The sequence below is a fragment of the Bacillus sp. FSL W8-0116 genome (assembly GCF_038003825.1).
Taxonomy (GTDB): domain Bacteria; phylum Bacillota; class Bacilli; order Bacillales; family DSM-4216; genus Bacillus_O; species Bacillus_O smithii.
Genome location: NZ_JBBOPY010000001.1, coordinates 2,152,734 through 2,179,246 on the forward strand (window position 1 = coordinate 2,152,734; position 26,513 = coordinate 2,179,246).

Here is a 26,513-nt window from a genome sequence, read left to right on the forward strand (position 1 = left end):
GGGCCAATCCCCTGCAACTTGTTAAAGCAAAAAACAGACAAGACGATTCATCTAATGAAGAAATTCAAAATGATATGGTCGGTAAGTTGATGAAACATTGTTTACGGTTAGAATAATTTTATTTATGAGGGGGATTTTTATGGAACTAATTACAAGTAAAGTAATGATCATCTCTTCATTTTTATTATATAAGTTGAATTAAAGATTTACAACTGAACACACAAACGATCGATCGTTTGTTCTGGTTTCTGGTTGATTCGCTGAATAAAGGCTTGGACATTCTTTCTAATTTCTTGCACACTCGAATAGAACACGTTGTAAATCACGTCTGATTTCAGCCATTTCCATAGCCCTTCAATCAAGTTCAATTGCGGACTGTATGGTGGCAAAAAGACGAGCTCTAACCGATCTTCGTGTTCTTTTAAAAATGGCTGAATGAGTTTGGCATGGTGAATTCGAGCGTTATCTAAAATCATCACTATTTTGCCTGTGGGATAGCGTTCTAACACAAGTTGAAGAAATCGAAGAAATGTTTCCGCGTCATAGCATTCTTCTTCGATGCAAAACACTTCCCCTGTTTCGTAGTTCAACGTGCCAATCAGCTTCAGCCCTTGATGTTTTCCAAACGTCGGAATGATTCGTTGTTTTCCTTTGACAAACCATGTTTTTTGAATCGCTTGGTAATCACGAATCATCGACTCATCTTGAAAGAGGACATGGGCGATGTTCCCATCTACCAGTTTTTTTTTACTTCAGGGAAGGTGATTTCGACGAATTCTTTTTGTTTCTCTTCATCGGCATTGGCTAGTGTATAGGTCGGTTTCGTATAGCTTAGCCCTAACCGATGCAGAATGTCACTTGTTCCGCGAAGCGTGTATGTTGGCCCCCACTTTTGTTGAATGAGTTCAGCGATTATCGCAAGCGTCCAATTATATTTTGCTTCGAATCCCACATCTACGGGGAGCTGATGTTCAATGATCAAAGCCAGCTCTTTTTCCTGCTCAGGGGTCAATCGACGTGGGGCGCCAGGTGAGTATTTCATCTCCAGTCCATCAAGACCGCGCTGGGCGTAGGCATGAATATAGTTATAAATAGTTTTCTTGGATCGACCAATAATCGTTGCGATTTCTCCTTTGGTATATCCCTGCAAATGAAGATAAATCGCTTGGTAGCGTTCATATGCTCGTTTACTTTTTGCTTCTTTCATGGCAGTGGACAACTTTTCGATCTCGTCTTTGTGATTTGGCATCATATTTTCTCTCCGTTCCCCTATTTTCTCTTTGTATTTATTCGCCGTGGAATGGGAGAAAACCTTTATTTCAATTTATATAGTTATCACAATGATTGAGACTTTGGCCTATTCAACGAGGATTTCAGGGGCAAGAGTAAAGTTAATCGCAACTGCAATATCTTTGTTTAGTACATTAGTGGTCGTTTCAAGATTATCTACAACCATTCAACAACCTTTAACAGCAAAACTTATTGCAGAAGCTCCAGATATAAATAGATTACATTTTATAGAGGAGCAGTATAGAATTTTAATGGGATTAACTTCAATTGGAGTTTTACTGGGAATTTTTCTTTTTCCGACATTTATCAACGTCTTCTCAAGAGCGATCGTTCAATTGTCAAATGAACGAGGTTCGATGATCACTTTATTTTTTAAGTTCTTTAATATAGAAGGTTTTAAAAAAGTTTTGAAATGTTTTAGATTGCCGAGATTTACCTACCTAAATGGGATTACCTTAAAAACAATACCTAAACGTCTTTTTGTGATAAATATCATTATTTCTGCTATATTTACAACTGGTGTACTCTCTTCCATATATGCTTCATTGTTAGTTCCGAAAGATTATGCACAGGCTGCATTAATATCATCTGGGATTATAAATGGAATAGCGACCATTTTGTTAACTTTGTTTATTGATCCAAAAGCTTCTGTATTAGCAGATAGAGTAATGAAAAATCAAATTGATTATATTTATTTAAAAAGTTACACTTTGACAATGGTTAGTTCAAAATTTTTAGGCACAATCGTGGCTCAATTTTTGTTTATTCCCGCTGCCTACTATGTCGCTTGGTTTGCCAAGTGGATTTAATGAAGACGTTATTCCACAAAAAGGACATTACATTTTAGCCATATAAAATATGTAATGTCCTTTTATTTATCTTTTTAAAATTTGTTCTTGATAAAAAACTTAATGTCCTTATTTATTGGCCTGATAAAGGTCTAAGATAGGAGTAGAAAAGAACCACGATCTAACGTGATGATGTAAAAGCCCGAAGGAGGCGTATGGCCCCCATTCGGGCTTTTCTTTTAATCTTCTTTTGCAGCTTCAATGTAGATGGCTACTTTAACGTCATCGCCGACAAGAACACCGCCGGTTTCGAGCGGAGCGTTCCAAGTCAGGTTGTAGTCGCTACGTTTAATCACGCCATTAGCGGAAAATCCTGCTTTTTCTTTACCGCTCATAGGATCTTTCGCCAAGCCTTCAAACACTACTGTAAATGTTTCTGGGCGAGTGACGCCATGAAAATTGACATCTCCCGTTACTTCATACTCTCCATCGCCTTTTTTGTGAATGTTTGTAGTGCGAAATGTCAATGTTGGGTATTTTTCGATGTCAAAGAAATCAGCGGACTTTAAATGTTGATCACGGTCACTGTTGCGAGTGTCAATGCTGGCTAAATCGATTTCTACTTGAATCTTTGCCGTTGTTAAATCGGTTGGATCCGCTTCAATGGAAGCATTGAAGTTTTTAAATGCGCCCCTTACTCTCGATATCATCATATGTCTGACAGAAAAATCAATGTTACTATGGGCCGGGTCCACGATCCACCTGGATATGGTCATTTTGATTCCTCCAATTCACCAATATTATTACTAAAAGTAAGTTTGTGTAAATAAATAATATAATGCGATAATTAAAGTGTAAGAGTGATAGTAACAATTGTCAATTTAAACAGTTTTTTCATACAAGCGCTCGTAAGATAGATGTTTAAAGGAGAAATGAAACAGTATCGGGAGAAGGGTTTAGGAAAAAGATCAACACATTGGATGAAAAAATAGACTTATTCATTAACTTTTTTTAAACAATTTTTGATGTCTTTTGAATATGTTGTATGGAGAGGAGATGAAAAAGCATGAAAATAAGGAGCATCAAGAGAGAAGCGCGGCAGGCGCTAAAAAACCATTGGGGATTTGCAGTGCTTTTAAGCATCGTCGTCTTTTTGGTTTATTCAGTGGTCCCTTATTTAGTAGAAGTCATTTTAAGCGGCGGTTTTACACGATGGGCAACTGAAGAGCAAAACTGGCCTGCCATTGTGTCTCAAATCCTCACATTGTTGTTAACACCGGTTACGGTTGGATACAGTTGGGTATTTTTACGATTGGTGAGAAAAGAACCTGTTCAAATAAAGAACACGTTCGAGCTGTTCTCCGGCAAGTTGTACTGGAAATCGCTCGGCTTGACCATTCTCATAACCATTTACACGTTTTTATGGTCTTTATTATTAGTCATTCCAGGTATTATTAAGAGCTTCGCTTATTCTCAAGCTTACTTTATTTTGAAAGATCATCCGGACTATTCATTAAATCAAATCATTACAGAGAGCAGAAAAATGATGAACGGATACAAATGGAGATACTTTCTGCTGCAATTAAGTTTTATTGGCTGGTTCATCCTCAGTTTGATTACTTTAGGTATCGGGTTTCTTTGGTTAGTTCCTTACGTCTACAGCTCATTAGCCCGTTTTTATGAAGAAATCTCTCAAAAAAAGGAAGAAGTTCCCCAACCATAATCGAAGGATTACATGCTGCCGCTCATTTACAAATGGGTGGTTTTTTTCGTAAGAGAAAAAGCGTTGTTCACACTTTTTTCACAGCGATTGCTTCCCGTATTTTTTGAAGCGTGCCTGCGGCTTTTTCTTTTCTCTCCTTCATGACGTTGACAAATAAAGCGTCAATGATGGACAATTGGGCAATGCGCGAAGCGAGAGCTTCTGAACGATATTCGGTTTCTTGTGAAACGGTATGCAAGGATAGATCGGCCTTTTGAGTGAGCGGCGATTTCGAAAAACTGGTAATGGCAATGGTTTTACAGCCGGTTTTTTTAGCAACATCCACAATTTCAAGCAAATCTTTATTCATTCCGGAATGAGAGATAAAGACCGCGACATCTTGTTTGGACAGCAAGGAGGCGGACATGATTTGAAAGTGGGCATCCATAAATGCCTCTGTAGGGATGCCTGTTCTCATAAATTTGTGCTGAGCATCCAAAGCCACGATGGCTGAGCCGCCTGTGCCGTAAAATGAAATTTTTTTTGCCTGCAGGAGATACTCAACCGCTTCCCCAAAGTGTTGAAGGTTTAAAATGTTCAGAGTATCTTGCAATGTTCGGATATTGGATTGGAACACTTTTTCAGCGACTTGATCGCTTGTATCATCTTCTAATATGTTTTCATGTATATCTTGAATGGGGGTCACAATTTCAGATGCCAAGGCGATTTTCATTGCTTGAAACCCTTTAAAACCTATACGTTTGCAAAAACGGAAAATCGTAGCTTCGGCCACTTGAAGGTCGTCAGCTACTTGGTTGATAGTGCTGTGGATAACTTCTTGCGGTTTTTCCAAAAAGTAATCGGCAATCGTTTGTTCCTTAGGACTAAAGCTGGAATAAGCAGATCGAATGGTTTGCAAGCAAGATCGGGTGGCCATAAGTCACTCTCTCCTTTTTCGTGTTTTTAAAACAGACAAGCAATCCAAAGCAGGGATGATCATAGTGCATCGGCTGAATCTGCAGGTTCTTTGGCTTTGTTAACCATAATCTTGTGAACGCTTCCATTAAACGGTTTTGATTTCTTGTGTTTTGCACTTCCCGAAGGTCTTGTCTCCATATGATGATAAGCTCCGTTGCCTGCCTTACGTAGTTGGAAAAATTTTTGACGATTGCTCTTTGATCCTATTTCGTCCCGGATACGTTATCGGGTTGTCGAACGAAAGTTTCTTATTTTAGTGTACATGAAAAAAGCTGTGAATAAAATATATTTTCATTGCCATCTTTGAATTAAAAAATTTTTATTATAAAATAATGATAAAAAGAAAATTTTTTCTATTAAGATAGGAGAATGAATATGAAAATTGGATTAATCGGTTTAGGAAAAATGGGGCTGAATTTAGGCCAAAACTTAATCGACCATCGCCACGAAGTGGTAGCGTATGACGTCAATCCCAAGGCGGTGGAAGAAATCCAAAAATATGGCGCTCAAGGAACTTCCAGCTTACAAGAACTGGTGGACTCGTTGGAAAAGCCAAGAATTGTCTGGATCATGGTGCCGCATGGTGTGGTGGATTCCGTCCTCAGCGACCTGAAGCCGCTTTTGGAAAAAGACGATATTGTGATCGAAGCGGGGAATTCCCACTATAAAGAGTCGATTCGCCGCTACAACGAGTTCAAAGAAGCAGGCATCCGCTTCATGGATGCCGGTACTTCCGGAGGCATGGAAGGAGCTCGCCATGGGGCTTGTTATATGGTAGGGGGAGATCCCGAAGCTTGGAACATCGTGGAACCGATTTTCCGGGATACCGCTGTGGAAAACGGCTATTTATATGCCGGCAAACCGGGCAGCGGCCACTTCTTGAAAATGGTCCACAACGGCATTGAATACGGGATGATGGCCGCCATTGGAGAAGGATTTGAAGTGTTGGAGAAAAGCGACTTTGATTTTGACTATGAAAAAGTCGCGAGAGTATGGAACAATGGGTCCGTCATTCGTTCCTGGCTGATGGAATTAACCGAACGCGCCTTCTCGAAAGATGCGAAATTAGACGGCATCAAAGGCGTGATGCACTCTTCCGGTGAAGGAAAATGGACGGTGGAAACGGCTCTGGATTTACAAACGGCCACACCGGTTATCGCCCTGTCCTTATTGATGAGATATCGTTCGCTCGAAAACGATACCTTTACTGGAAAAGTAGTTGCTGCTTTACGAAATGAATTTGGCGGGCATGCAGTAGAAAGATCTTAAACTATTCTTTTTCAGGACCGTTAACTACACCTAAAAGCGCGGATCATGAGTGATTCGTTGAGAAAGGATGTAGTTGCGGTCTTTTTTAATGGATGATTTTTTCCATCGATTGACGGTCCACCGATATTGATAAAGGGATTAAAAAAGAAAGCCATTAAAGCATTAGGTAGAGAGGGCGGGGGAGCGTTCCATAGGGTTTTGATGGCTAGCCTTTTATCAATGTATAGCAGGCTGAGCAAGTTTTGTTTTATGTAAACTTTGTTATTTTTCAGTTTACATAAAAAGTATTGTTTACTATAATGCTAGTATCATACATCATGAGGAGGATGAAGATGAAAACAAGAGATATGGTGCTAGCGGCGATGTTTACAGCTGTGGTGGCGGCGCTAGGGTTGATACCGCCAATCCCAAGTCCGTTTTCGCCAGTTCCGATCACAGCTCAAACATTTGGAGTGATGCTGGCTGGGGCGGTCCTTGGTCCCAGATTGGGAGGTTTGAGTTTGTTATTATTTGATCTGTTAGTAGCAATGGGCGTTCCGGTATTATCAGGTGGAAGAGGAGGTATGTCCGTACTCCTTGGCCCGAGCGGAGGATATATTATGTCTTATCCGATTGCGGCGTTTTTGATCGGTTATTTGGCGGACCGCTATCGAAATAATCTAAATGTGTGGAAGTTGCTTCTTTTTAATATTTTAGGTGGGATGATTTTCGTTTACTTATGCGGAGTAACGTATTTATCCGTTGTTACCGGTACGCCATGGCTGGCGGCGATGACAGCAGCTCTGATTTACTTGCCGGGAGATTTGACGAAAGCGATCGTGTCGGCTGTAGTAGCCATTGAATTGAGAAAGCGTTTATCCTTCAAAAGGTTTGCGGATGAAGGATGAGCCGGCCATGTATATAGGAGAATCATTATCGCACTATGCAGAAACGCAGCCAGATACACCGGCTGTTTGTTTTGAACACACACAGATTACTTATAGGGAATTCCGGGATCACATCAAAGGAATATCCGATAAGCTTCTTCAAATATTAGGAGAGGGAAGAAGACGAAAAGTCGCTTTATGGCTAGGAAATAGGCCGGAATTCCTCGAAGCCTTTTTTGCGATTATTCGTCTCGGTTGGATCGCTGTCCCTTTAGATAGAAAATGGACGACGACGGAATTGCGTCATGCCATGAGTATTGCCTGTCCTGATGCGGTGATTGCAGAGAATGATTCTCCTCCGGGATGGCAAGAAACTTTGGTAATACCGGTCGAACAGCTGTATCAGTATTCTGCCGGCAGTTCGAATTTGCCAAAGCCTCCGACAGAAGACGACTTTTTTTATTTGGGATTTACTTCAGGTACGACGGGAAAACCGAAAGGCTATGTTCGCAATCATGGTTCATGGCTTAAAAGCTTTTCCGCCGGAGAGACAGCCTTTGGTTTTCATAGCGGCCATAGCGTTTTGGCTCCGGGGCCTTTATGCCACTCTTTGGCGTTGTTTGCCGCTGTTCATGCCGTTCATGGCGGCAGCACTTTTTATATGCTTGAGTCGTTTGATGTGGACAAAGTCTGTCGTCTGTTGAAGCAAGGCTGTGTGGATATGCTGCATGTTGTCCCGACGATGCTGGAAAAAATAATGGCTCAATACCGATGGAAACCCATCATCCATCAAAGTGTTAAATGGATTTTGGCTTCCGGTGCTTATTGGGAGGAAAATTCAAAGGAGCGGGCAAAGCAGTTTTTTCCGCAGGCAAGATTGTTTGAATATTATGGAGCTTCGGAGCTAAGCTTTGTCGCTTATCAAGAATATCCGGCTAAAGAAAAAGGAAGCAAGCCATTTCCGGGTGTTCACATTCGCATTTGTGATCAAGCAGGACGGGATGTCGAACCGGGGGAAATCGGCCAAGTCTACATAGACAGCCCATTATTATTTTTCCGGTTATGTAAAAGACGAGAACGAAACGAAAAAAGTGTTAACCCATTTTGGGGCCACTGTTGGCGATATGGGAAGAATGGATTCACAAGGCGCCTTCATATTGTCGGGCGACGCAAAAATATGTTTAAAAGCGGAGGGCTGAAAGTTTACCCAGAGGAAGTAGAGCATGTCATTAAAAAGCATCCTTCGGTAGAAGAAGCGGTGGTCATTGGAATAAAGGACGAGTATTGGGGCGAAAAAGGCGTCGCGTGTGTGCAGTGGAGAAAAAAAGAATCGGAAGAAGAAATCAAGCGTTTTTGTAGGCAGCATCTCGCTGCTTACAAATGCCCAAAACAATGGGTTGAAATGGATCATTGGCCTTTGACCAAAAGCGGAAAAGTAGATCGCTTCACATTAAAACAGTGGCTGGAGAAGGTGTTGTCATGCCAAGAGCAGTGATTGTGGCAGCAAAAAGAAGTGCTGTTGGAAAAATTGTCAGAATTTTCCGTAATGTTCTGCCGGAAGTGTTGGCAGCGAAAGTGATTCAAGCAGTGCTGGAGGAATGCCCTGTTCCTGCGGCAGAAATAGATGATGTGATTTTAGGGAACGTGGTGGGACCTGGGGGTAACATCGCGCGGCTTTCCGCTTTAACGGCGGGTTTGCCTGTTGAAATACCAGGAATGACCATTGATCGTCAGTGCGGATCGGGGTTGGAAGCCATCATTACGGCTTGCCGTTTTGTCCAGGCTGGTGCAGGGAATATTTATTTAGCAGGTGGAGTGGAAAGCACAAGTTTGGCGCCGTGGAAAATAGAAAAACCAGCTTCTTTATATTCGACGACCGCACCGCGAATTTATACGCGCGCACGATTTTCTCCAGATTGGATCGGGGATCCGGAAATGGGGATCGCAGCGGAAAATGTGGCACGAGTGTATCATGTGAGCCGAGAAGAACAGGATGAGTATGCACTACGAAGCCATCAAAAAGCTGTCAAGGCTCAAGAAAATCAATTATTCGCTGAAGAAATTGTCCCGATAAACAATAAGAGTCAAGATGAATGTCCTCGTCCCGGACTTACTCTTTCTTTATTGAGAGCACTAAAGCCCGTTTTTCAAGAAGATGGGACGGTGACAGCGGGAAATGCGTGTCCGATCAATGACGGAGCGGCCATCGTCCTTGTGATGTCTTTGGAAAAATGTCGCGAACTGAATCTGGAGCCGGTGATGGAGTTTATCGACAGCGCTGTAGCAGGTGTCGATCCGAATCTGCTTGGAATCGGACCGGTTCCAGCGGTAAAGAGATTGCTGCACAGAACGGGAATCAGCCTACAGGATATTGACTTGGTTGAATTTAATGAAGCTTTTGCTTCTCAAGTGATTGCTTCCATTCGCGAATTGGGGTTGCCGGAAGAAAAAGTGAATATTCACGGAGGCGCCTTAGCCATTGGACATCCTTATGGGGCATCAGGGGCCATTATTGTGACAAGGCTTTTTCATGAAATAAAGCGTGATTTTGGAGAAACGGGCCTTGCCACTTTAGGGATAGGCGGTGGAATTGGACTTTCGGCTTTGTTTCAACGTTTCCGATCATGACTATTGATCATCCCCTTCTCCCGCACTGTATCCGTGAGCGGGAAAAGGGGATTTGGCAGGTATAGGCTGGGTTTAGATTTTAGAAAGTTGTTATATGGTCGGAAAGGGATTAAGGCACCTCATGTCCCATGGAGCTGTGAAGTATTTCGAACCATTGGTCGTGTGTTAATGTATGCTCTAAAGATCGGACCGCTTTTTGGATGCGTTCTTTTTTTCCGGACCCCACGATTGGCATAATCTTGGCCGGGTGGTTCAAAAGCCAGGCATACAAAACTTCGTCTATGCTCTCCGCTTGAATTTCCCGGGCAATTTTCGCTAATGTTTTTCTCATTCGCACTGCCTTTTTTTCTTGGGACGAGAAAATGGCGCCACCGCCTAAAGGCGACCAAGCCATAGGTGGTATCCGTTTTTTTAAGCAAAAATTCAAAGTACCGTCCTCGAAATTTTCTAAATGATAAGCGGAAAGCTCTAATTGATTGGTAATCAATTTTTCTTCTAAATAAGACTCAAGCATTTCAAATTGGTGGTCTTTGAAATTGGATACTCCAAAATAGCGAACTTTTCCGGCTTTTTTTAATTCGGCAAAGGCTTCGGCAGTTTGTTCGGGATCCATAAACGGGTCGGGGCGGTGGATCAACAGTACATCAATGTAGTCAGTTTGAAAATTTTTTAATGACTGATCGACGGAACGAATGATATGTTTTTTGCTGGTGTTATAATGATGTGATAAATGTTCCGGCTGGTTTGGCGAGGGAAGGACAATGCCGCATTTTGTGACAATTTCCATCTTTTCTCGCAAACTTGGCTTAAGGGCCAATGCTTCTCCGAATAGCGCTTCACATGTGTAGCTACCATAAATATCAGCGTGGTCAAAGGTCGTAATGCCTAGTTCAAGACAATATTCAATGATTGAAAGAGTTTCTTCTTTTGACTTTTTCCAATCCGCCAACCGCCAATAACCGTGGATGATTCGAGAAAATGATAAATCACTGGCTAATTTTATTCTTTCCATTCATCATTCTCCTTCTGTGAATAAGATAAACGATAATACAGATTTATCTTAACCTCTCCAACATTTCCTGTCATTACCAAACCATTCATGAACTATGCTTCTTTTTTGCTAATGGGAATTCATAATTGAGCTATAGCTAAGTTTTGAAATCATGACAAACCACGTGATTTTCTTTTGCTTTATCATTCATTATGGAGTGGTTAGTTTAACGTTGGCGGTGAATTTGTGTATTTAAATGAATAGATGATCTTCTTGTCTTAGGATTTAGAAGGGATGGATCATGAACGGCAAAATAAAAGGAACATCGTCAAAAGCAGTGCTTTTTCGAAATGAAATATCGCAAAAAAGAAGGAATTAGCAACGCAAAAGGAGAATTATTTTCTGATATGGAAATTTAGAATAAAGGGGGATTCGACATGGAGAAATTTCGTGCCTTAGTGGCGGACAAACAGGAGGAGGCTTTTTCACTAAAGATAAAAGAGCTGACAAAAGAGGATCTTCCAGAAGGCGATGTTACGATAAAAGTTTATTATTCCAGCGTGAACTATAAGGATGGGCTGGCATCGATAAACAACAGCACAGTGGTTAGAAAATATCCTATGGTTCCGGGGATCGATCTGGCGGGGAAAGTTATTGAATCCAAAAATGATCGTTTCAAAGAAGGAGACGAAGTGTTAATTACGGGTTATGACTTAGGTGTGGCCCATTTTGGCGGATACAGCGAAGTGGCTCGTGTTCCCGCTGATTGGGTTGTTCCGTTGCCGAAAGGTCTTTCCATGAAGGAAGCAATGGCAATAGGCACGGCTGGTTTTACGGCTGCTCTTTCCGTCCATCGACTAGAGGAAAATCATCTTTCTCCAAGCCAAGGACGGGTATTGGTGGCTGGAGCGACTGGAGGAGTTGGAAGCCATGCCATTTCCATACTGAGCCGACTTGGTTATGAAGTAACGGCAAGTACTCGCAAAAAAGCGGAGCATGACTACTTAAAGCAGTTGGGTGCAAGAGATTTTGTTTCTCCAGAAGAATTTGTCATGCCTGAAAAACGCGCCTTGTTGAAGCAACAGTGGGCTGCCGCTGTCGATCCGGTCGGAGGACAATATTTGCCGTACATATTAGCGTCGATTCGATACGGAGGTTCTGTTGCTTTAAGCGGAATGACGGGTGGAACCAACTTTCAATCTACCGTATTTCCATTCATTTTGCGTGGGGTAAACTTGCTTGGCATTGATTCGGTCTTCTGCCCAATGGAGACTAGATTGCATCTCTGGGAGAAGTTGGCTGATGAGTGGAAACCGGATCATCTACTGGATTCGATCAGCCATGAAGTTACGCTCGATGAATTGCCGGATGTATTGGCTAAAATCTTAAGAGGCGAAATGCGCGGAAGAACGATTGTAAAGTTATAATCGTTGGAAAAATTTTTTAAGACCTAAAATCTAAAAATCTTTCAAAAAAAGGTAGGTGCATATTATCATGCATAATATGTTTGCTTGCCTTTTTCTTATGAATGAATAAGCATTGGGGATTTTATAAGTTTTCAGGCAAATAATGTTGATACATGTTTAACGCATTGGTGTGTTTTTCTAAAACGGTAATGGTTTTTTGGATGATGTATAAAAGTTTGTGTAAAGCATTTTGCTAGAACAAAAGAAAAAAGGTAGGGTATTCTCTGATTGGACCAAAAATCTTAGAGAAAGGAGTACCCTACCTATGTCTAAAAGAAGTATACCGAATGTCGACTGGGCAAATCAACTGGAAAGTGTCATTCGTCAGTTTGTAAAGGAAAAATTAGAACTGATCATGCGGGAAGAAATCAAGAATTTCCTCGAAATAGAGCAGGCCGGAACATCGAATATGAGAAACGGCTACTATCAACGAAATCTAGATACGCAATATGGCCGGATTGAAGGTCTTTTGGTCCCTAGAGACCGAAACGGAGAATTTCAAACCCAATTGTTCGCTCCTTACCAACGCCATACGGGCTGGCTCGAGGAAGCCATCATCAAGATGTATCAAAGTGGTATGAGTACGCGTGAAATTGGCAAGTTTATTGAACGAATTTTAGGCAAGGCCTATTCTCCTTCAACGATCAGTCGTATGACCGATATCGTGAAAGAAGACATTGAGAAATGGCACAAACGTCCCCTGCACAAACGTTATTCTGTCTTATATTTAGACGGCTTGTATGTAAAACTTCGTCGCGATACCGTGGAGAAAGAAGTGGTTTATGTGGTGTTAGGGGTGAACGAAGAAGGATATCGCGAAATTCTTGATTTCTTTGTGGGAGGACAAGAAAGCGCCTATGTATGGCAGGAAATTCTTCAACACCTCTACCAAAGAGGCGTCAAGGAAGTGCTTCTTGGCGTCTTCGATGGCCTTCCGGGGCTGGAGGAAGCCTTTAAGGCGGTGTATCCGAAAGCCGATGTGCAGCGCTGTGTCGTGCACAAAGTCCGCAACACCCTAAATCGTGTTCGGAAAAAAGACCAATTCGAAGTGGCCGAGGATCTCAAGCTGATTTATCGTGCGCCGAATAAGGAGATGGCGTTACAAATGTTTCAACAGTTTGAGTCGAAATGGTCCAGCAAATATCCAAGAGAAGTTCAATCTTGGGCCAATGAGTTGGATGTCCTCCTTACATTTATGGATTATCCAAGCAGTATTCGAAGTGTGATTTACACGACCAATGCCATTGAACGAACGATCAAAGAGATTCGGAAACGTCTAAGACCGATGAACAGTTTGAGTAGTTTAGAAGCCGCTGAAAAAATCGTGTATTTGACGATTCAAGATTTTAACGAGAAATGGGCAGGAAGAAAGTTACGAGGATTTGCCGAAGCGCATGAAGCTCTTCAACGAATGTTTGAAGAACGATATTGTTAACCAAATATTGTAAATAAACAAAATAAGGGGATTCTCCCTTTCCACACAGGAGACTGAATATTCAGTCTCCTGTGTGGAGGAAATCGAACCCCTATCCATTCCAAATCCATTTCAGAGATATCCTATCTATCTTACATAACACAAAATTCTTGACGGTACCAATGGAAAGCATGTAAGTAAAAAAAATAAAAAAAATAAGTGTACATTTCTTTTGAATGGTCTTATACTACTGCCAACTCAGGCATAGCCAAACTTATTCGGACTTACACAAACACTTAGAAGCCTTATTCCAAGAGACGGAATATGGCTTTTTTTGTTTGTTTAAGTTTAAAAGAATCATAAGGGGTGATAAAAGTGGCAAAGAAACAAACGGAAAAGAATCAAGAGACTAAAGGGCTTATTGAACAAAAAAAGGAGGAATTGGAGCGTATTTACGAGCAAATTAACGAGAATGTCCAGCAATGTAAAGCTATTTGGGAAGAAAGAAACGCTTGTCTAGACGTTGGGGATTATATGAAGGCAACACAGCTAGAAGGCAGATACTATCGTTTGCGAGATGTTGACGGCAAAGAGCTAGATAACAAGCGCATTGAGATTCACAATGAATTGGATAGCTTGCAAGCAGAAGCAAACGATCTAAAACGAAAACTAGTGTCGGATACTCGTATTTTAGAACGTCAGAAACAAGAGCTAGAAGAGATTAAAAAAGAGTACCAAAGAAGATTGGCTGATAAACAGCAGTCAATAACAGAAACCGAGTTTATTCTAGAACAATCAGAAAAACGCTTGTTAGAGCTTGAGGGGGTTGAATGATGGAACAAAAGTTACTGGAAGCTAAACGCAAATATCAAAGAGAATACATGAGGAAATGGCGAGAAAAGAACAAAGAAAAGGTAAACGCCTATCAAAGAAGGTATAGGCAAAAAAATAAAGAGAAATTTCAGCAATATCAAATAAATTTCTGCACTCGATTGGCAGCAAGGACAACAAAGGTGAGGCACAGATGAAAATTAAAAAAAAACTTGATTTTAGGGTTAAGCAATTAGGGCAAGAAGATAATAGGATTTTACGTTTTATCGGCTCAAATGAAGCGAGAGACCGCGATGGAGACATTATTTTAGCAAGTGGATGGGAACTAGATAATTACAAGAAAAATCCTGTATTCCTATGGGCTCATGATTACACTATTCCACCAATTGGACGAGCATTGAGCGTGGAAGTAATTAAAAACCAACTTATTTTTGATATTGAGTTTCCTGAAAAAGGCGTTTATTCATATTACGGTTATTTTTCTCCCGATTCCTTGGTTATTTTTTCGATTTCTTTCTTTATCTCGTCTAAATTATCTCTCGTTATTCTTGGTATATTTCCTTTTTCGTTTCCGAACATACGGCGGATTTCTTTTTGGATTTCCTTCATATTTTCTTTAGTGATACATGCAATATTTCCTTTTCTCCATAAGGGAGCATCTATACGGTCCTTTGAAATTGTACGAAAATGTTCAACCATAGCGGTGTTATTAAACCCATCAAGGTCAATATGGTACCAATATTTGTCATTTAGTCTTTGGGTAGTTAGTGGTACAACGTAACATATAGGTGAATTATTTTCACTTCTAACAACTACTACAGGTCTATGTTTGTCCTCTTCACTGCCTATATTTACTCCCATATGAGCCCAGTACACTCGTTGGTAAAGGATAGACGAGCCCAAATCGAGGAACTTAAGCGCCAGCAGCAACAAAAACAACAAACGATTAAGCCTTCACCTCATGCTATTTTTTATAACTGGCTTGAAGGCAACAAAACCACAAAAGAAAATAAAAGTGATCTGGATACTCTAGGTGTCTATTAATTGAAAAAGGAGATCTTCTTAAATGTCTGTTATTGATCATTTAGAAATTATAGACGGTTATTTTGATGGTGATCGGTTTATTATGAGAAGTATCGCTGGATATTCAGTTGACGGAGCGTACAAAGCTAAGGGATTACGTTCTATGGCTAGATTAATTGATGGAGATGATCCGATTAACTTAATCATCGACGAAGAAAGAACTATTTTCGTTCCAGTTGAGAAAAATGAACAATTAAAACAAGAATTATTCATGATTGCGGATGAGTTGGATAAATGTTGAAACTAGATTGTAATCATGGTTTTAAAGGATACGATATGACCTGTGTTGAAATATGTATCTAGAGGTGAATGGGTCATGAATAGCGACAACGCAGGGAAAGAATACGGCACTAAAGATATAGCGAATATGGTCGATATAGCGGAATCGACTGTAAGAAAATACGCACAAGCATTGGAAAAAGCAGGTTATAGATTCATAAAAAACGAAAATGGATTCAGGATCTATACAGAAAACGATGTTTTTGTTTTCAATGAGGTAAAGAATTTATCTAAAAAGAACGCTATGCCAGTGGAACGTATTGCGAAAATGATCGTGTTCAATCAGAAACAAAAGATACGAGATGAAGCGGAAAGCGATACGCTTAAAAAAATCCAGTTAAATCAACAAGAATCAAGCGATATAGTACAATATGATAACCGATTCAATAAGTTGATGAATCAGTTGGATAAACTCAACATGATTGAAGATATCGTAAAAGAGCTTCAAGAACTCAAGGAGGTCAATAGACAATTAACGGAACGAGTTCAAGAACAAGAAAAATTCATCAAAGAGTCATTGGAAAAACGTGATCGACAACTCATGGAATCATTGAATCACGCTTTAGAATTTAGGCAAGCTAGAATCGAAGCCGCCATAGCAGAAAAAGAGATACAAAAAGGTTTTTTTTCACGTTTATTTTCCAAAAAAAGGGAAGAAAAATAAGAAAGTCGATACGAACGTGTATCGACATTCAAAAGAACTAAAAAATTTGTGTTTTTGTGAGGCTCTCAGGCAGAGTTATCTTTCGTTATATGTATAAATGCTTTGCTAAATGCAAAATTCGGTTTTATTTTGGTGGCGAGGTTTGCAGGGCAACAGTGAAACAATATGTGCGGAGGACGGCGATTTGGTCAGAATTGACGAGGAAAACGACGAGGTTGCAAATGGAGCATTTGAGGTTATGGCTTACTGGCATCCTGGTATTAAAAATTACATAATTGAAAAAGGATAAGGGAAATCCCCTTATCCTTTTTGATTTCTTCTATAAATTGCAGATGAGATTAAAGTTATAAGAACAATAACAAATCCAATGACTGATACTGAGTTTTTTATAGTATCGTCTTTGACGCTAAAATTTGTAACTATGATAGCAGCTAAACAGATGATCACAATCAGATAGCTATATTTTTCTAAAGTCTTCATGAAATCTCCTCCAATTGAACAAGTTTATGGATATTGCCCCAATTAATATAACATGATATTTTTACCATACATTCTAGAAAAATCAAAAGGAGTATGGTAGAATGACAGCTTTTTTGGATAAAAAGAATATTTTATTTGTGATGGCGTTGGTTTTATTATTGTCATCTATTGGTTCTGTAAGTGCAACAGCAGTAAGTCCTAGTCCTGAGATGGATAAAGAGTATCAAGATTTAGTAGAGGTTTTTTCTGCTATTGAGGCTTTGCCTGATAGTGTTATTGCAGAGGGCGATCAGGCAGTAGTTGATTGGTTGAAAGAAAATTCTAATATACCAGTTCAACAAAAAGGTGAGTTTGTTACTTTGGGGGTAGTAGGTTGTGTTTCCGCAGTTGGTTTGGCGATTGCTTCTAACCTTATACCGATCGCAAAAGTAGCAAAAATAAAGTCTGCTATAAAAGCGGCTGGAGGTGCTACAAAGTTTGTTAAAGCTTTGATTCCTGCTTATAAGGCTGCAAGAAGAATGGGGAAAAGCAAATATAATTCTGTGAAAGCTGCAGTAAGTAAAGCTGCAAAGAAAGCTAGTCCTGAAGCAAAAAGAGCACTTATTGATTTATTTAATCTTGGAAGTGTATATTCATCATGCTTTGAATAGTCCTCCCTATGAGGGAGATCAAGTGAAAAGAGGGAGAGAAATTCTATCGGGAGAGGGCAAATTATGGGGAAGTGTCAACGGTACCGGACTGAGCGAGGAAACTTTAATGAAAAAACAAATTATCCAGGTAACTGTTGCAACAGCACTTTTACTTTCTGTATCTACATCTTTTGCAGTAAATGCAAAAGCACAGACGGTAACAAACCAAGAAGCGAATACAAAACTATCTCAAAAAGAAATTCAAAAGCTCATAGAGTTAGAAATTGAATTGCAAAAACATGGAATTTCGGCAGAAGATATTCAATATGGTATCCAATCCAATCTTCCACAACAAGCACAACAAGATAGTGGTATTACTACTCTAGGTGTAAAATCAACTGCTGCAAAAGTTGCCGCAAAATCTATGATTAGTAAACTGCAAAAAATTGGAAGAGTGTCTTGGGATAGAACAGTTAGAAATTACATAGCCAAACTTCCAATTTCAAGTAGTGCAAAAAGCACACTAAAGAAAAGTATTGGCGTGTCAAGTTGGTTAGCAGGAATCACAGCTAGAGCAATTGTATTTTTACTATTCTAAGCAAATAACAGGAGATGGAAATAATGAAATCCCTTTTGAAATTTCTGATTGTTGTAACAGGTTCGTATTGTCTCGGTCATATCTTTTTTGATTATTCGGAATTAAAAATAGTAACAAATGTGATTCAAACATTATTCTTCCTTTTTGCATTTATTTATTTTACTGTTTATCGGAAAACACCCAAAGATAAAAGTTCTAATTAAAAACCTACGAAACTTTAAAAAATAAAAAACACCTATTTCTCTTGCAAGAATTGAGCAAACCTCACTTTCGACTGTGGTGAGCGTTTAGTCCCTATGTAAAGTTCTTTTTGTCAGGTCGAAACAAAAAGTTTCGACAATGCCAAATGCCAAGAGGGTGTAAATCATGCGCTCGTGTCAACTCCTTAAATTCTCCCTCGCTCGTTCCTCGCTCAGTCCGATTTACCGTTGACACTTCCTCATAATTACTCTTTACCTAAAAAAAAGAAGGACTTTCAGAAATTAGAAGCCCTTCTTTTACAATTCAATTCAATACATTATATGCAATTAAGTTAAAGATAAATGGGATTGCAACAATTCCTAATGATACAGCTATTAGAATAAATAGATTTCGTTTTTTCATTATCGTCATGTTGTTTTTCCACCTCCATGTTAATTATTCCAGTATTTTGCATACGTTCTTTTTCCGTTTTTATCCCCCTCACATTTTAAACGTTTTGACATTTGAAATACAGTCGAACCATAAGCTTTTCCCTTTAATCATTCGCACGTGTCAACTCCTTAATGCTCAAAAAAAGACAGCCCCCTTACAGGGACCGTCTTTTTTCTCCGCTTACCGTTGACACTTACTCTTTATTTTTCTTCTAAGCACTTAATAATTTCTGAGAATATACCATCTTTTTTACACCCTTTAATAACTTCTTCTAACGAAATACCCCATTCGTTTTCAAATAAAGATGATAACTTTATTTTTATTTCTTCATCATCCACATCAGGTAATTTTAGATACTTATATTCTTCTCTTATTTTGTTTAATACAGGTTCACGTTTTCTATCAAGTAATATTATATTGTAAGTTGCAAAAATATCATAAATAATTCCCCGTATTTCTTGGGTTGAATTTGGAATATCTACAAAACTCATAGGAATATCCCCCCGTATTTCTTGGGTTGAATTTGGAATATCTACAAAACTCATAGGAATATCCAATCTGCTGCTTTAATAGCATATGACACAGCATTAGCAATCATTTGTTGAGTTCCTTTATCTTTAATTCCCCAACTTTTTAACTTATTAGGCAATTGGCTTTTAGCCATTGCTGCAGCATCATCTCCAGCACTTGCAAGTGATTCTACGAATTTTCCTACTTTACCTGTTACTTTTTTAAAACTTTTCGCTGCTGCAGCATCTAATAACCCCAAGTCTTCTAAAATATTAACTGTTTTATTCCCTGATTTTATTAACATTTCAGCTACTTTAAGTGCTGCTTTTGATTTTATTCCTTTGGTTTCTATCACAGGATTTTCAGAGTCTGTTCCTAAATTTTCACTAACGTATAACGCATTCAACTCTAAAGCCAACTGTTGTATTTCTTGTTCAGATAACTGTTTTACTTGTAAATCAGTATCTACTACATTATTTTCTGCAGCCAAAGTTTTACTAGGAATTACAAAAGCTACAATTAAAGCAATCACTAGACTTGGAATAACTAAGAACTTACCAAATTTCCTCATTACAGGAATGCTCCTTTATTTAGAATGTTCTATATGCAGTAGTGAATTTCCTTCTATTCAAAAAATAAAAATTTGCTAGTTGAGTAGGAGGCTAATCATTATTTGATTAGACGACCTCTCCCCCGTACCATTCACGTTTCCACCTCCCGATAGCTTGCTTTGACTTGTTCATCAGCCTTACTCTGTGAGAGTCTGATGATGTTCGTGTTCCTCGGGTTGGAATTTTGCCTCCAGCTTTCCTTCAGATTCCATCTCACGGACACCCTTAATAACATTATAAAATAATGTCTATACTTTAATTTTACGGTGTGGTGGGATTCTTGTCTGACTAAGCGTTCGCAGTTCGCAGTCCATCTCTGTTTTGAACAGGCCTAAGCGTACATCGTTTTTCATGTATTTTATCGTCTTTTACTTGACGACACACATATTGTTTTATCGACGGCATGAATTAGGCTACCGAACCTACTACAATATCCAGTTCGCAATGAACAAGAGTTTGTCTATATGGAAAATGTACCGTTTCAAATGCTTAATGTACAGAACTCATCTTTGGTATTTATCTACACACTGCGAAGACATGAAATGGGCCTTGAAACGGTTTTGCAGCCAGCGCGACTATATTTTATTTCTGATTGGGATTAACACGGGCTTGCGGATCGGGGATTTGCTCCAGCTGAAGACTAAGGAAGTACGCCGGAAAAAAAGAATGGTGATTTTGAAAGGAAAAACGAAAAAGCCCCGGACGATCCACTTCGAAAACATCTACGAGGAAGTCCAGGACTACGTCAAAACACTGGATACTAAGTGGCTGTTTTCTTCCCGGAAGGAAGACAAGCCGATTTCGGTTCAGGCGTACAGGCAGCTCAACAAAGCTGGAGATATGGCTGAGATCACGGAAGGGATCGGTACCCATACCATGCGGAAAACGCTTTTATAACCGATTTGCTCAACCCCACTCATAGAATAGCGAAATTTGAACCATATTCAACGTTTGAGCATGTCCAAATGGTTTAATAGATGATTATACTAGTAAGCCCGAAATCAGCCTGAATCGAGCCGAAATCCTCACAAAACAAAACTCTCCAAATCTTTTTCTATTTCTTCTTCCGTTATTCCAATGTACCGTAAAGTGATACTCGGATGACTATGATTTAAAATTGCTTGGAGCTTGGCCACGTCTTTTGTCTGTTTGTAAAACCCAGTACCCGAGGCTTCATTTTGTCGACGAATTTTGGAGACCTTGCTCAGTGGTTAGAAGGGAGTGAAGACTCATGAAATATTCAAAGGAGACGTTACAAAAGAAATTTGCATCTGTAAAAGCTTCACTTGAAATCGAAGGCTTAAAAGTAACGAAAGAAATTGAGGATCTAGTCATTGCAAAAGCAGCAGGAGAGATTTCTTTTGAACAGTTTAAACGTAAAGCAATTAGGTTGGCAGGGAAACAGTGAATCGGTATGCTGCCCTCGACCTCTGTTTCAATACTGTCTTTTAACCAAAAAAATAATCCACCCTTGAGTTTATAGGCCACGGGTGGATTATTCTGCCTAAAGCCGATCCCCCCTTGAAGATCGTATCCGTATTATACACGATTACAATTGTATCGCGAAATTGATAAAAATATTCTGAAATATCTGATATTTCAGCGTGGTAGAAAAATGCAAGAGCATAAGGAGTTTTTGCCCCCACCGAAGGTGTGGGATCAGGCAGTGCCTGATAAAACGATGGGTACATAAAAAAGGCGATTCGCCCACAAAAAGTCCACTAAAGTCCCATAAATGGTCCACGCTTATCCCACGTTTGTCCCACTTTTTTTTGCTGTCATTTTAGACGCATACAAAACACATATTTTCACATACAAAACGCATATAAATAGCCGAAAAACGCATACAGAACGCATACAACCGAAAAAAAGTCTTCCCACAATTCACAAACTATATAAGTTGAATTAAAGATTTACAACTGAACACACAAACGATCGATCGTTTGTTCTGGTTTCTGGTTGATTCGCTGAATAAAGGCTTGGACATTCTTTCTAATTTCTTGCACACTCGAATAGAACACGTTGTAAATCACGTCTGATTTCAGCCATTTCCATAGCCCTTCAATCAAGTTCAATTGCGGACTGTATGGTGGCAAAAAGACGAGCTCTAACCGATCTTCGTGTTCTTTTAAAAATGGCTGAATGAGTTTGGCATGGTGAATTCGAGCGTTATCTAAAATCATCACTATTTTGCCTGTGGGATAGCGTTCTAACACAAGTTGAAGAAATCGAAGAAATGTTTCCGCGTCATAGCATTCTTCTTCGATGCAAAACACTTCCCCTGTTTCGTAGTTCAACGTGCCAATCAGCTTCAGCCCTTGATGTTTTCCAAACGTCGGAATGATTCGTTGTTTTCCTTTGACAAACCATGTTTTTTGAATCGCTTGGTAATCACGAATCATCGACTCATCTTGAAAGAGGACATGGGCGATGTTCCCATCTACCAGTTTTTTTTTACTTCAGGGAAGGTGATTTCGACGAATTCTTTTTGTTTCTCTTCATCGGCATTGGCTAGTGTATAGGTCGGTTTCGTATAGCTTAGCCCTAACCGATGCAGAATGTCACTTGTTCCGCGAAGCGTGTATGTTGGCCCCCACTTTTGTTGAATGAGTTCAGCGATTATCGCAAGCGTCCAATTATATTTTGCTTCGAATCCCACATCTACGGGGAGCTGATGTTCAATGATCAAAGCCAGCTCTTTTTCCTGCTCAGGGGTCAATCGACGTGGGGCGCCAGGTGAGTATTTCATCTCCAGTCCATCAAGACCGCGCTGGGCGTAGGCATGAATATAGTTATAAATAGTTTTCTTGGATCGACCAATAATCGTTGCGATTTCTCCTTTGGTATATCCCTGCAAATGAAGATAAATCGCTTGGTAGCGTTCATATGCTCGTTTACTTTTTGCTTCTTTCATGGCAGTGGACAACTTTTCGATCTCGTCTTTGTGATTTGGCATCATATTTTCTCTCCGTTCCCCTATTTTCTCTTTGTATTTATTCGCCGTGGAACGGGAGAAAACCTTTATTTCAATTTATATAGAAAACCAATAGGCACAGCCTATTTCACCACTTTTTTTATAAAGTGGGATTCGGTTTCCTTATGCTCTTTTTTTATTTCTTGGTTTTTAAAGCGTTTAAAACGATTCAGAATCGCTTTTAATGATTTTATGTAGTTGAATTCATTAGAAAAAAATAAAGCGTTTAAAACGAATTCTGAACGTTCTGAGACGTATTTTTTATATCATTCTATGATTTCTTTATGGTTTTTTTAGTTAGAGCAAAAAATAATTAGTTAGTAGATCGTAAGGAGATTTTTAAAATTTGACGAGATATAGGGGAATTTAACGAGGCGTGGCGAGGAAAAAATGCAGGGCAGCGGGGATGTATTCTCAGATTTTAGCGAGGCATAGGGAGGCGTGGTGAATGTAAACGAAGACTTTTTGATACTTTGGTTTTTTCTCGTGAACGGTGGAGGTGGTTATCTGGCGTTTGTCCAACGGTAAGCGGAACGTAGTGAGCATTAAGGAGTGGACGAACTTGCTACACTGAAGACCCTCTTGTTGTCTCCCAAACTTTACGTTTGGGGGCTGGCTACCGCCGAGGGAGTCCTTCCGAGATCGGAAGGGTTGGGTAGGTTGAGTTTTTGTCTTACGGATCATCTAAAAAAAAGATAATGAAATTAAGATTTAACAAAGTTAAATATTCCCTTTTATATATGTTTAATTTTACTATATATAGAATTTAAAAACCATACTTGTATTATATTTCCATCAATCTTAGAATTTAGGAAAAACCAATGCGAGGTGTTTTGAGATGAAAAAAATGGTACAAGTTTTATTAGTTAGTTTTCTTGTTTTAACTTCAGTTGCATTTGTTAAACCTTCTTCTTCGTATGCTTTAGATTGTTTGGGAAGAGATAGGCCGACTTGTGCAAAATGGGATTATTTAAGAATACTTCAAAAGATACCTAAATCTTTAAAAAAATCTAATGAAGTTGTTGATTTGAAGAAGTTTTCGCAAAAAATTAGAGGTACTAATGATTACAAAGATCCTAAGTCAGGTTGGATTATTTCTAAAAATAAGGGTAAATCACATGGTGGTTCAGCGTGGAAGTTGTATAATAAAGGCAAAAAGGAACGTATTGCTTCTTTAACGAGTAGTGGAAAAGTGTTAAGAGAATAAAAAAATATTAAGGGTGATTGTTTTATGGCTAAACCTTTGTTTTGTCCTAATTGTGGAGTTAAATTAATTGATGAAGATTTTTATGTAAAGAGTTTTACTAGTTATGAAACTAAAGATCGTAATAACAATGTAGTTGTAATTGATTTAAATGGATGGGGATGTGAATGTGCTTCCTGTAATTGGGAAGGTGACATTTTACCTTACGATGAAGACACTGAATATAATTGATTTACTAAAAAAAAGTAGAGAGGAAAACGATTCGTTTTCCTCTCTACTTTTTTGCGATTTTCCGGAACGGAAAATCGTGTTTTTTCTTTTCTTGATACAAGGGTAACTATTTCGGCGGCGAAATAGTTACCCTTGTATGCCTTAAAGCCTTGTGGTTGTAAGGTTTTCAATAAAAAAAAGACTTGCTTTTTCAGGCGGATAGATGGTGTGAAAGTGCATGTACTTACCCGGGGAGGTCTGGCGGATATGTGAAGTACTCTTCATAACCAACTTAGTGATAAGTAGCTGAACCGTCAGAAGTCAGCAGAGGTCATAGTATTAGTTGGTCTAGAACAACTAAGAAGGACCGAACAATTAAGAGAGAATAGCCCTTGGTATTCAGTGAGTCATGATGAACACAGAAAACGTAGTACCTCACTTGAGGGAGGAAGCGGTGAATCCCGTGGGAGACCTCTTGGAGGGTGGAGTGACCACTGGCATAAAGAGAACAGCTATTCACGGAAGTTATAAAGACTTGCGTCAATTATCTTAATTGAACCGCCGTATACGGAACCGTACGTACGGTGGTGTGAGAGGACGGGAGTTAATCGCTCCCTCCTACTCGATTTAAAACAACTTATTTGGCAAATCTTTTAATATAGGCATTTTCATAGATTTATAAAACATTACTTGTAAATGATGCAGGTCGCCCATCTATAGGCGTTACAAGAAAGGTCTCGATCACTCTTCCTGAAGAATACTGGCAGGCGATTGAGGACGATCGAGGCGATATGAAGCTGTCTGCGTACCTGAGAGAGCTCATTATTGGAAAGATGGATGAAATCCTATGAAAGATCCCATAAAGGATCCCAAAGTCCTGAAAGAAGCCTTAGAATATGCCAGGCATTCCCTATATTTATCAGGCATGGACATGACGGAGGAAGATATGAAAAATGTAATGGCCGTACTAACCGGAAAAATGACCATGCAGGAATTGATTGAAAAATTAAAGGAAGTATAACACCTCTATATAGGGCTTATTTGCCCTATATTCGTCCATATGGCGATTTTTATAGACTGATAGACCTTTTTTTAAGGGGTAAACCTTAAAAGCGCTTAGAAGCCAAAATAAAGGCTTATACGGTTTTGCTTTCCCCCTTGTTTTGAGGTGGGAGGCTGGCTGGGGGTGTGGGGGCTAGCCCCCACGGTCTTTTTGCGTGTTTAAATATGGCGTAAGAACGTCGCCACGGACGGATGAGCTGGGCGGTTCGGCGGGTACAACGCTTATCCCACGTTTGTCCCACTTTTTTTGCTATGAATCTAAGAATAATTTTCCTGCAATAGGCTCCTTACATAACGTCAGAGAGTGGCGCTTTTTTAAATTTATAAAAAAAATCGTCTTATGCTCTTAAAAAGAAACAATTCAGCTACTAAAGTATTTGAAATTGAATTTAAAGAAGAGAATACCCTACCTTTTTTCTTTTGGTCTAGTAAAATGCTCTACATAGGACTTTACGAAAAAGCCAAAGGGTCTTATACTTGTGCTAACAAATATTGGAAGGTGTCGTTGCTATGGAAAAAGTTTTTGGTTATGTTCGCGTTTCAACGGAAACTCAGGCAGAAAAGGGTTACGGAAAAGACGTTCAAGAAAATGCAATCAAAGAATATTGCAAGGCTAACGGATTACAGCTTGTTGAGATTTTCCGGGACCTGGGCGTGAGTGGAACTTTAATCGAACGTGATGGGCTTTCAGATATGCTTGCTGCCCTTTCAGAAGGTGAAGTAAAAAAGGTCATAGTAATGAATACTAGTCGGTTATGGCGGGAAGACATGGCGAAGGTTGTAATCAAGCGTGAATTACAAAAGATCAAAGCTCATGTTATCAGTATTGAGCAAAAGGATTACAACATTTATAGCAAAGACCCTAACGATTTTTTGATTAATGGCATAATGGAATTGCTCGACCAATACGATCGTCTAAGTATCAATAAGAAGCTGGCGAAAGGCAGACGACAAAAAGCCAAAAGTGGAGTAAAGGCTTGCGGTAATGCACCAATCGGTTATAAGTGGAAACATGAAGGAGTTGGTAAGCCCATTGTAGTAATTGATGAAGAAAAAGCACCCATTGTCAAAGAAATTTTTAAGAAGTATTTAGAGTGTAAATCACTTTTAAAAGTTCAACGTTATTTGAAAGAACAAGGATACAAGACACAACAGGGCAAAGATTTTTCAACTATGGCAATTCGCCACATTTTAACCAACCGTTTTTATTTGGGTGAAGTAAAGCATTCAGATGTGAACGTCGAAGGTCAGCACGAGCCATTAATCAATAAAATTATCTTCGGTAAAGTACAGGCTCAACTACAAAAGAACAATCGAAAGGGGGCGTAAACGTTGAAATTTGATCTTGAGAAA

At 39.5% G+C, this 26,513-nt stretch carries 27 protein-coding genes and 3 pseudogenes; 20 read left to right on the plus strand and 10 right to left on the minus strand.

Annotated elements, in window-relative coordinates; genetic code table 11:
- Nucleotides 1-206 precede the first annotated feature (206 nt).
- Nucleotides 207-1,252 (minus strand): IS630-like element ISBs2 family transposase gene (locus N1I86_RS10275; RefSeq protein ID WP_076611651.1). Its coding sequence is split into 2 segments (ribosomal slippage): nt 207-746 and nt 749-1,252, totalling 1,044 coding nucleotides; the frame shifts between segments, so codons are not numbered across the junction.
- Between the two features lie 88 nt (nt 1,253-1,340).
- On the opposite strand from N1I86_RS10275, the gene N1I86_RS10280 reads away from it, so the two are divergent.
- The gene (locus N1I86_RS10280; protein ID WP_341097323.1) at nt 1,341-2,099 is read left to right on the plus strand and encodes a lipid II flippase Amj family protein; all 759 of its coding nucleotides are present in this window, start codon (nt 1,341-1,343) and stop codon (nt 2,097-2,099) included.
- Nucleotides 2,100-2,317: 218 nt separating this feature from the next.
- On the opposite strand, the gene N1I86_RS10285 is transcribed toward N1I86_RS10280, so the two are convergent.
- On the minus strand, nt 2,318-2,854 hold the full coding sequence (locus N1I86_RS10285) for a YceI family protein (protein ID WP_003353157.1): 537 nt from the start codon (nt 2,852-2,854) through the stop codon (nt 2,318-2,320).
- Between the two features lie 290 nt (nt 2,855-3,144).
- On the opposite strand from N1I86_RS10285, the gene N1I86_RS10290 reads away from it, so the two are divergent.
- A complete protein-coding gene (locus N1I86_RS10290; RefSeq protein ID WP_003353156.1) occupies nt 3,145-3,801 on the plus strand; it encodes a DUF975 family protein in 657 nt (218 codons plus the stop codon).
- A 67-nt stretch (nt 3,802-3,868) separates the two neighbouring features.
- Here the strand turns inward: N1I86_RS10290 and N1I86_RS10295 are convergent, their stop codons facing one another.
- Nucleotides 3,869-4,717, minus strand: coding sequence for a MurR/RpiR family transcriptional regulator (locus N1I86_RS10295; protein WP_003353155.1), 849 nt, complete (start codon nt 4,715-4,717; stop codon nt 3,869-3,871).
- A gap of 416 nt (nt 4,718-5,133) precedes the next feature.
- On the opposite strand from N1I86_RS10295, the gene gnd reads away from it, so the two are divergent.
- From gnd to N1I86_RS10315, 4 genes are all read left to right on the plus strand, one after another.
- On the plus strand, nt 5,134-6,027 hold the full coding sequence (gene gnd, locus N1I86_RS10300; protein ID WP_003353154.1) for a phosphogluconate dehydrogenase (NAD(+)-dependent, decarboxylating): 894 nt from the start codon (nt 5,134-5,136) through the stop codon (nt 6,025-6,027).
- A 332-nt stretch (nt 6,028-6,359) separates the two neighbouring features.
- Complete coding sequence (locus tag N1I86_RS10305; protein WP_003353153.1) at nt 6,360-6,914, plus strand: biotin transporter BioY; 555 nt, start codon at nt 6,360-6,362, stop codon at nt 6,912-6,914.
- Nucleotides 6,915-6,921: 7 nt separating this feature from the next.
- Nucleotides 6,922-8,388, plus strand: a complete 1,467-nt coding sequence (locus tag N1I86_RS10310) for an AMP-binding protein (RefSeq protein WP_341096148.1) — start codon at nt 6,922-6,924, stop codon at nt 8,386-8,388.
- Nucleotides 8,373-9,521, plus strand: coding sequence for a thiolase family protein (locus tag N1I86_RS10315; protein WP_341096150.1), 1,149 nt, complete (start codon nt 8,373-8,375; stop codon nt 9,519-9,521). Before N1I86_RS10310 ends, N1I86_RS10315 begins: the two co-directional genes overlap by 16 nt.
- A gap of 109 nt (nt 9,522-9,630) precedes the next feature.
- Here the strand turns inward: N1I86_RS10315 and N1I86_RS10320 are convergent, their stop codons facing one another.
- Entirely contained in the window at nt 9,631-10,533 is a 903-nt protein-coding gene (locus N1I86_RS10320; protein ID WP_341096153.1) for an aldo/keto reductase, read from the minus strand.
- Between the two features lie 416 nt (nt 10,534-10,949).
- On the opposite strand from N1I86_RS10320, the gene N1I86_RS10325 reads away from it, so the two are divergent.
- The 3 genes from N1I86_RS10325 to N1I86_RS10335 all read left to right on the plus strand — a co-directional run bounded on the left by N1I86_RS10325 (nt 10,950) and on the right by N1I86_RS10335 (nt 14,226).
- Nucleotides 10,950-11,939: an NADPH:quinone oxidoreductase family protein gene (locus tag N1I86_RS10325; RefSeq protein WP_003353149.1), complete on the plus strand. Its 990-nt coding sequence runs from the start codon at nt 10,950-10,952 to the stop codon at nt 11,937-11,939.
- Nucleotides 11,940-12,243: 304 nt separating this feature from the next.
- Nucleotides 12,244-13,413 (plus strand): IS256 family transposase, encoded by a 1,170-nt coding sequence (locus N1I86_RS10330; RefSeq protein WP_341095899.1) that lies wholly within the window; start codon nt 12,244-12,246, stop codon nt 13,411-13,413.
- 354 nt (nt 13,414-13,767) lie between these two features.
- On the plus strand, nt 13,768-14,226 hold the full coding sequence (locus tag N1I86_RS10335) for a hypothetical protein (RefSeq protein WP_341096155.1): 459 nt from the start codon (nt 13,768-13,770) through the stop codon (nt 14,224-14,226).
- A 471-nt stretch (nt 14,227-14,697) separates the two neighbouring features.
- On the opposite strand, the gene N1I86_RS16765 is transcribed toward N1I86_RS10335, so the two are convergent.
- A complete protein-coding gene (locus N1I86_RS16765; protein ID WP_445662263.1) occupies nt 14,698-15,084 on the minus strand; it encodes a type II toxin-antitoxin system PemK/MazF family toxin in 387 nt (128 codons plus the stop codon).
- A 205-nt stretch (nt 15,085-15,289) separates the two neighbouring features.
- Here N1I86_RS16765 and N1I86_RS10345 point away from each other — a divergent pair, with 205 nt between their 5' ends.
- The 3 genes and pseudogenes from N1I86_RS10345 to N1I86_RS10355 form a co-directional block, all read left to right on the plus strand.
- Nucleotides 15,290-15,547: a hypothetical protein gene (locus N1I86_RS10345; protein WP_341096160.1), complete on the plus strand. Its 258-nt coding sequence runs from the start codon at nt 15,290-15,292 to the stop codon at nt 15,545-15,547.
- Nucleotides 15,548-15,622: 75 nt separating this feature from the next.
- The gene (locus N1I86_RS10350) at nt 15,623-16,249 is read left to right on the plus strand and encodes a hypothetical protein (RefSeq protein WP_341096162.1); all 627 of its coding nucleotides are present in this window, start codon (nt 15,623-15,625) and stop codon (nt 16,247-16,249) included.
- 169 nt (nt 16,250-16,418) lie between these two features.
- Nucleotides 16,419-16,538, plus strand: a pseudogene (locus N1I86_RS10355) (protein rep); the annotation flags it as partial.
- An 11-nt stretch (nt 16,539-16,549) separates the two neighbouring features.
- Here the strand turns inward: N1I86_RS10355 and N1I86_RS10360 are convergent.
- A complete protein-coding gene (locus N1I86_RS10360; protein WP_341096164.1) occupies nt 16,550-16,729 on the minus strand; it encodes a hypothetical protein in 180 nt (59 codons plus the stop codon).
- Between the two features lie 101 nt (nt 16,730-16,830).
- On the opposite strand from N1I86_RS10360, the gene N1I86_RS10365 reads away from it, so the two are divergent.
- Nucleotides 16,831-17,379, plus strand: a complete 549-nt coding sequence (locus N1I86_RS10365) for a hypothetical protein (RefSeq protein ID WP_341096166.1) — start codon at nt 16,831-16,833, stop codon at nt 17,377-17,379.
- A gap of 22 nt (nt 17,380-17,401) precedes the next feature.
- Complete coding sequence (locus N1I86_RS10370; RefSeq protein ID WP_341096168.1) at nt 17,402-17,956, plus strand: hypothetical protein; 555 nt, start codon at nt 17,402-17,404, stop codon at nt 17,954-17,956.
- Between the two features lie 833 nt (nt 17,957-18,789).
- On the opposite strand, the gene N1I86_RS10375 is transcribed toward N1I86_RS10370, so the two are convergent.
- Both N1I86_RS10375 and N1I86_RS10380 read right to left on the minus strand, forming a co-directional pair.
- On the minus strand, nt 18,790-19,134 hold the full coding sequence (locus N1I86_RS10375; protein WP_341096170.1) for a hypothetical protein: 345 nt from the start codon (nt 19,132-19,134) through the stop codon (nt 18,790-18,792).
- Complete coding sequence (locus N1I86_RS10380) at nt 19,131-19,670, minus strand: hypothetical protein (RefSeq protein WP_341096172.1); 540 nt, start codon at nt 19,668-19,670, stop codon at nt 19,131-19,133. Before N1I86_RS10380 ends, N1I86_RS10375 begins: the two co-directional genes overlap by 4 nt.
- Nucleotides 19,671-20,202: 532 nt before the next feature.
- Between N1I86_RS10380 and N1I86_RS10385 the strand changes: the two are divergent.
- Nucleotides 20,203-20,598, plus strand: a pseudogene (locus N1I86_RS10385) (tyrosine-type recombinase/integrase); the annotation flags it as partial.
- Nucleotides 20,599-20,735: 137 nt separating this feature from the next.
- Here the strand turns inward: N1I86_RS10385 and N1I86_RS10390 are convergent.
- A pseudogene (locus tag N1I86_RS10390) lies at nt 20,736-20,876 on the minus strand (site-specific integrase); the annotation flags it as partial.
- 65 nt (nt 20,877-20,941) lie between these two features.
- On the opposite strand from N1I86_RS10390, the gene N1I86_RS10395 reads away from it, so the two are divergent.
- Entirely contained in the window at nt 20,942-21,118 is a 177-nt protein-coding gene (locus N1I86_RS10395) for an antitoxin VbhA family protein (protein WP_328202414.1), read from the plus strand.
- 505 nt (nt 21,119-21,623) lie between these two features.
- On the opposite strand, the gene N1I86_RS10400 is transcribed toward N1I86_RS10395, so the two are convergent.
- Nucleotides 21,624-22,669 (minus strand): IS630-like element ISBs2 family transposase gene (locus tag N1I86_RS10400; protein ID WP_076611651.1). Its coding sequence is split into 2 segments (ribosomal slippage): nt 21,624-22,163 and nt 22,166-22,669, totalling 1,044 coding nucleotides; the frame shifts between segments, so codons are not numbered across the junction.
- Nucleotides 22,670-23,522: 853 nt separating this feature from the next.
- Between N1I86_RS10400 and N1I86_RS10405 the strand changes: the two genes are divergently transcribed.
- From N1I86_RS10405 to N1I86_RS10420, 4 genes are all read left to right on the plus strand, one after another.
- The gene (locus N1I86_RS10405; protein ID WP_234449446.1) at nt 23,523-23,891 is read left to right on the plus strand and encodes a hypothetical protein; all 369 of its coding nucleotides are present in this window, start codon (nt 23,523-23,525) and stop codon (nt 23,889-23,891) included.
- Nucleotides 23,892-23,915: 24 nt separating this feature from the next.
- Nucleotides 23,916-24,119, plus strand: coding sequence for a hypothetical protein (locus N1I86_RS10410; protein WP_099686787.1), 204 nt, complete (start codon nt 23,916-23,918; stop codon nt 24,117-24,119).
- 826 nt (nt 24,120-24,945) lie between these two features.
- Nucleotides 24,946-25,119: a hypothetical protein gene (locus N1I86_RS10415; protein ID WP_341096181.1), complete on the plus strand. Its 174-nt coding sequence runs from the start codon at nt 24,946-24,948 to the stop codon at nt 25,117-25,119.
- A 551-nt stretch (nt 25,120-25,670) separates the two neighbouring features.
- On the plus strand, nt 25,671-26,489 hold the full coding sequence (locus tag N1I86_RS10420) for a recombinase family protein (protein ID WP_341096183.1): 819 nt from the start codon (nt 25,671-25,673) through the stop codon (nt 26,487-26,489).
- The last annotated feature ends 24 nt before the right edge of the window (nt 26,490-26,513 follow it).

Coding starts and splice junctions, on each gene's coding strand:
- N1I86_RS10280 (WP_341097323.1), top strand. CDS start 1,341: ATGATTGAGACTTTGGCCTATTCAACGAGGATTTCAGGGGCAAGAGTA.
- N1I86_RS10285 (WP_003353157.1), bottom strand. CDS start 2,854: ATGACCATATCCAGGTGGATCGTGGACCCGGCCCATAGTAACATTGAT.
- N1I86_RS10290 (WP_003353156.1), top strand. CDS start 3,145: ATGAAAATAAGGAGCATCAAGAGAGAAGCGCGGCAGGCGCTAAAAAAC.
- N1I86_RS10295 (WP_003353155.1), bottom strand. CDS start 4,717: ATGGCCACCCGATCTTGCTTGCAAACCATTCGATCTGCTTATTCCAGC.
- gnd (WP_003353154.1), top strand. CDS start 5,134: ATGAAAATTGGATTAATCGGTTTAGGAAAAATGGGGCTGAATTTAGGC.
- N1I86_RS10305 (WP_003353153.1), top strand. CDS start 6,360: ATGAAAACAAGAGATATGGTGCTAGCGGCGATGTTTACAGCTGTGGTG.
- N1I86_RS10310 (WP_341096148.1), top strand. CDS start 6,922: ATGTATATAGGAGAATCATTATCGCACTATGCAGAAACGCAGCCAGAT.
- N1I86_RS10315 (WP_341096150.1), top strand. CDS start 8,373: ATGCCAAGAGCAGTGATTGTGGCAGCAAAAAGAAGTGCTGTTGGAAAA.
- N1I86_RS10320 (WP_341096153.1), bottom strand. CDS start 10,533: ATGGAAAGAATAAAATTAGCCAGTGATTTATCATTTTCTCGAATCATC.
- N1I86_RS10325 (WP_003353149.1), top strand. CDS start 10,950: ATGGAGAAATTTCGTGCCTTAGTGGCGGACAAACAGGAGGAGGCTTTT.
- N1I86_RS10330 (WP_341095899.1), top strand. CDS start 12,244: ATGTCTAAAAGAAGTATACCGAATGTCGACTGGGCAAATCAACTGGAA.
- N1I86_RS16765 (WP_445662263.1), bottom strand. CDS start 15,084: ATGGGAGTAAATATAGGCAGTGAAGAGGACAAACATAGACCTGTAGTA.
- N1I86_RS10345 (WP_341096160.1), top strand. CDS start 15,290: ATGTCTGTTATTGATCATTTAGAAATTATAGACGGTTATTTTGATGGT.
- N1I86_RS10350 (WP_341096162.1), top strand. CDS start 15,623: ATGAATAGCGACAACGCAGGGAAAGAATACGGCACTAAAGATATAGCG.
- N1I86_RS10360 (WP_341096164.1), bottom strand. CDS start 16,729: ATGAAGACTTTAGAAAAATATAGCTATCTGATTGTGATCATCTGTTTA.
- N1I86_RS10365 (WP_341096166.1), top strand. CDS start 16,831: ATGACAGCTTTTTTGGATAAAAAGAATATTTTATTTGTGATGGCGTTG.
- N1I86_RS10375 (WP_341096170.1), bottom strand. CDS start 19,134: ATGAGTTTTGTAGATATTCCAAATTCAACCCAAGAAATACGGGGGGAT.
- N1I86_RS10380 (WP_341096172.1), bottom strand. CDS start 19,670: ATGAGGAAATTTGGTAAGTTCTTAGTTATTCCAAGTCTAGTGATTGCT.
- N1I86_RS10395 (WP_328202414.1), top strand. CDS start 20,942: ATGAAATATTCAAAGGAGACGTTACAAAAGAAATTTGCATCTGTAAAA.
- N1I86_RS10405 (WP_234449446.1), top strand. CDS start 23,523: ATGAAAAAAATGGTACAAGTTTTATTAGTTAGTTTTCTTGTTTTAACT.
- N1I86_RS10410 (WP_099686787.1), top strand. CDS start 23,916: ATGGCTAAACCTTTGTTTTGTCCTAATTGTGGAGTTAAATTAATTGAT.
- N1I86_RS10415 (WP_341096181.1), top strand. CDS start 24,946: ATGAAAGATCCCATAAAGGATCCCAAAGTCCTGAAAGAAGCCTTAGAA.
- N1I86_RS10420 (WP_341096183.1), top strand. CDS start 25,671: ATGGAAAAAGTTTTTGGTTATGTTCGCGTTTCAACGGAAACTCAGGCA.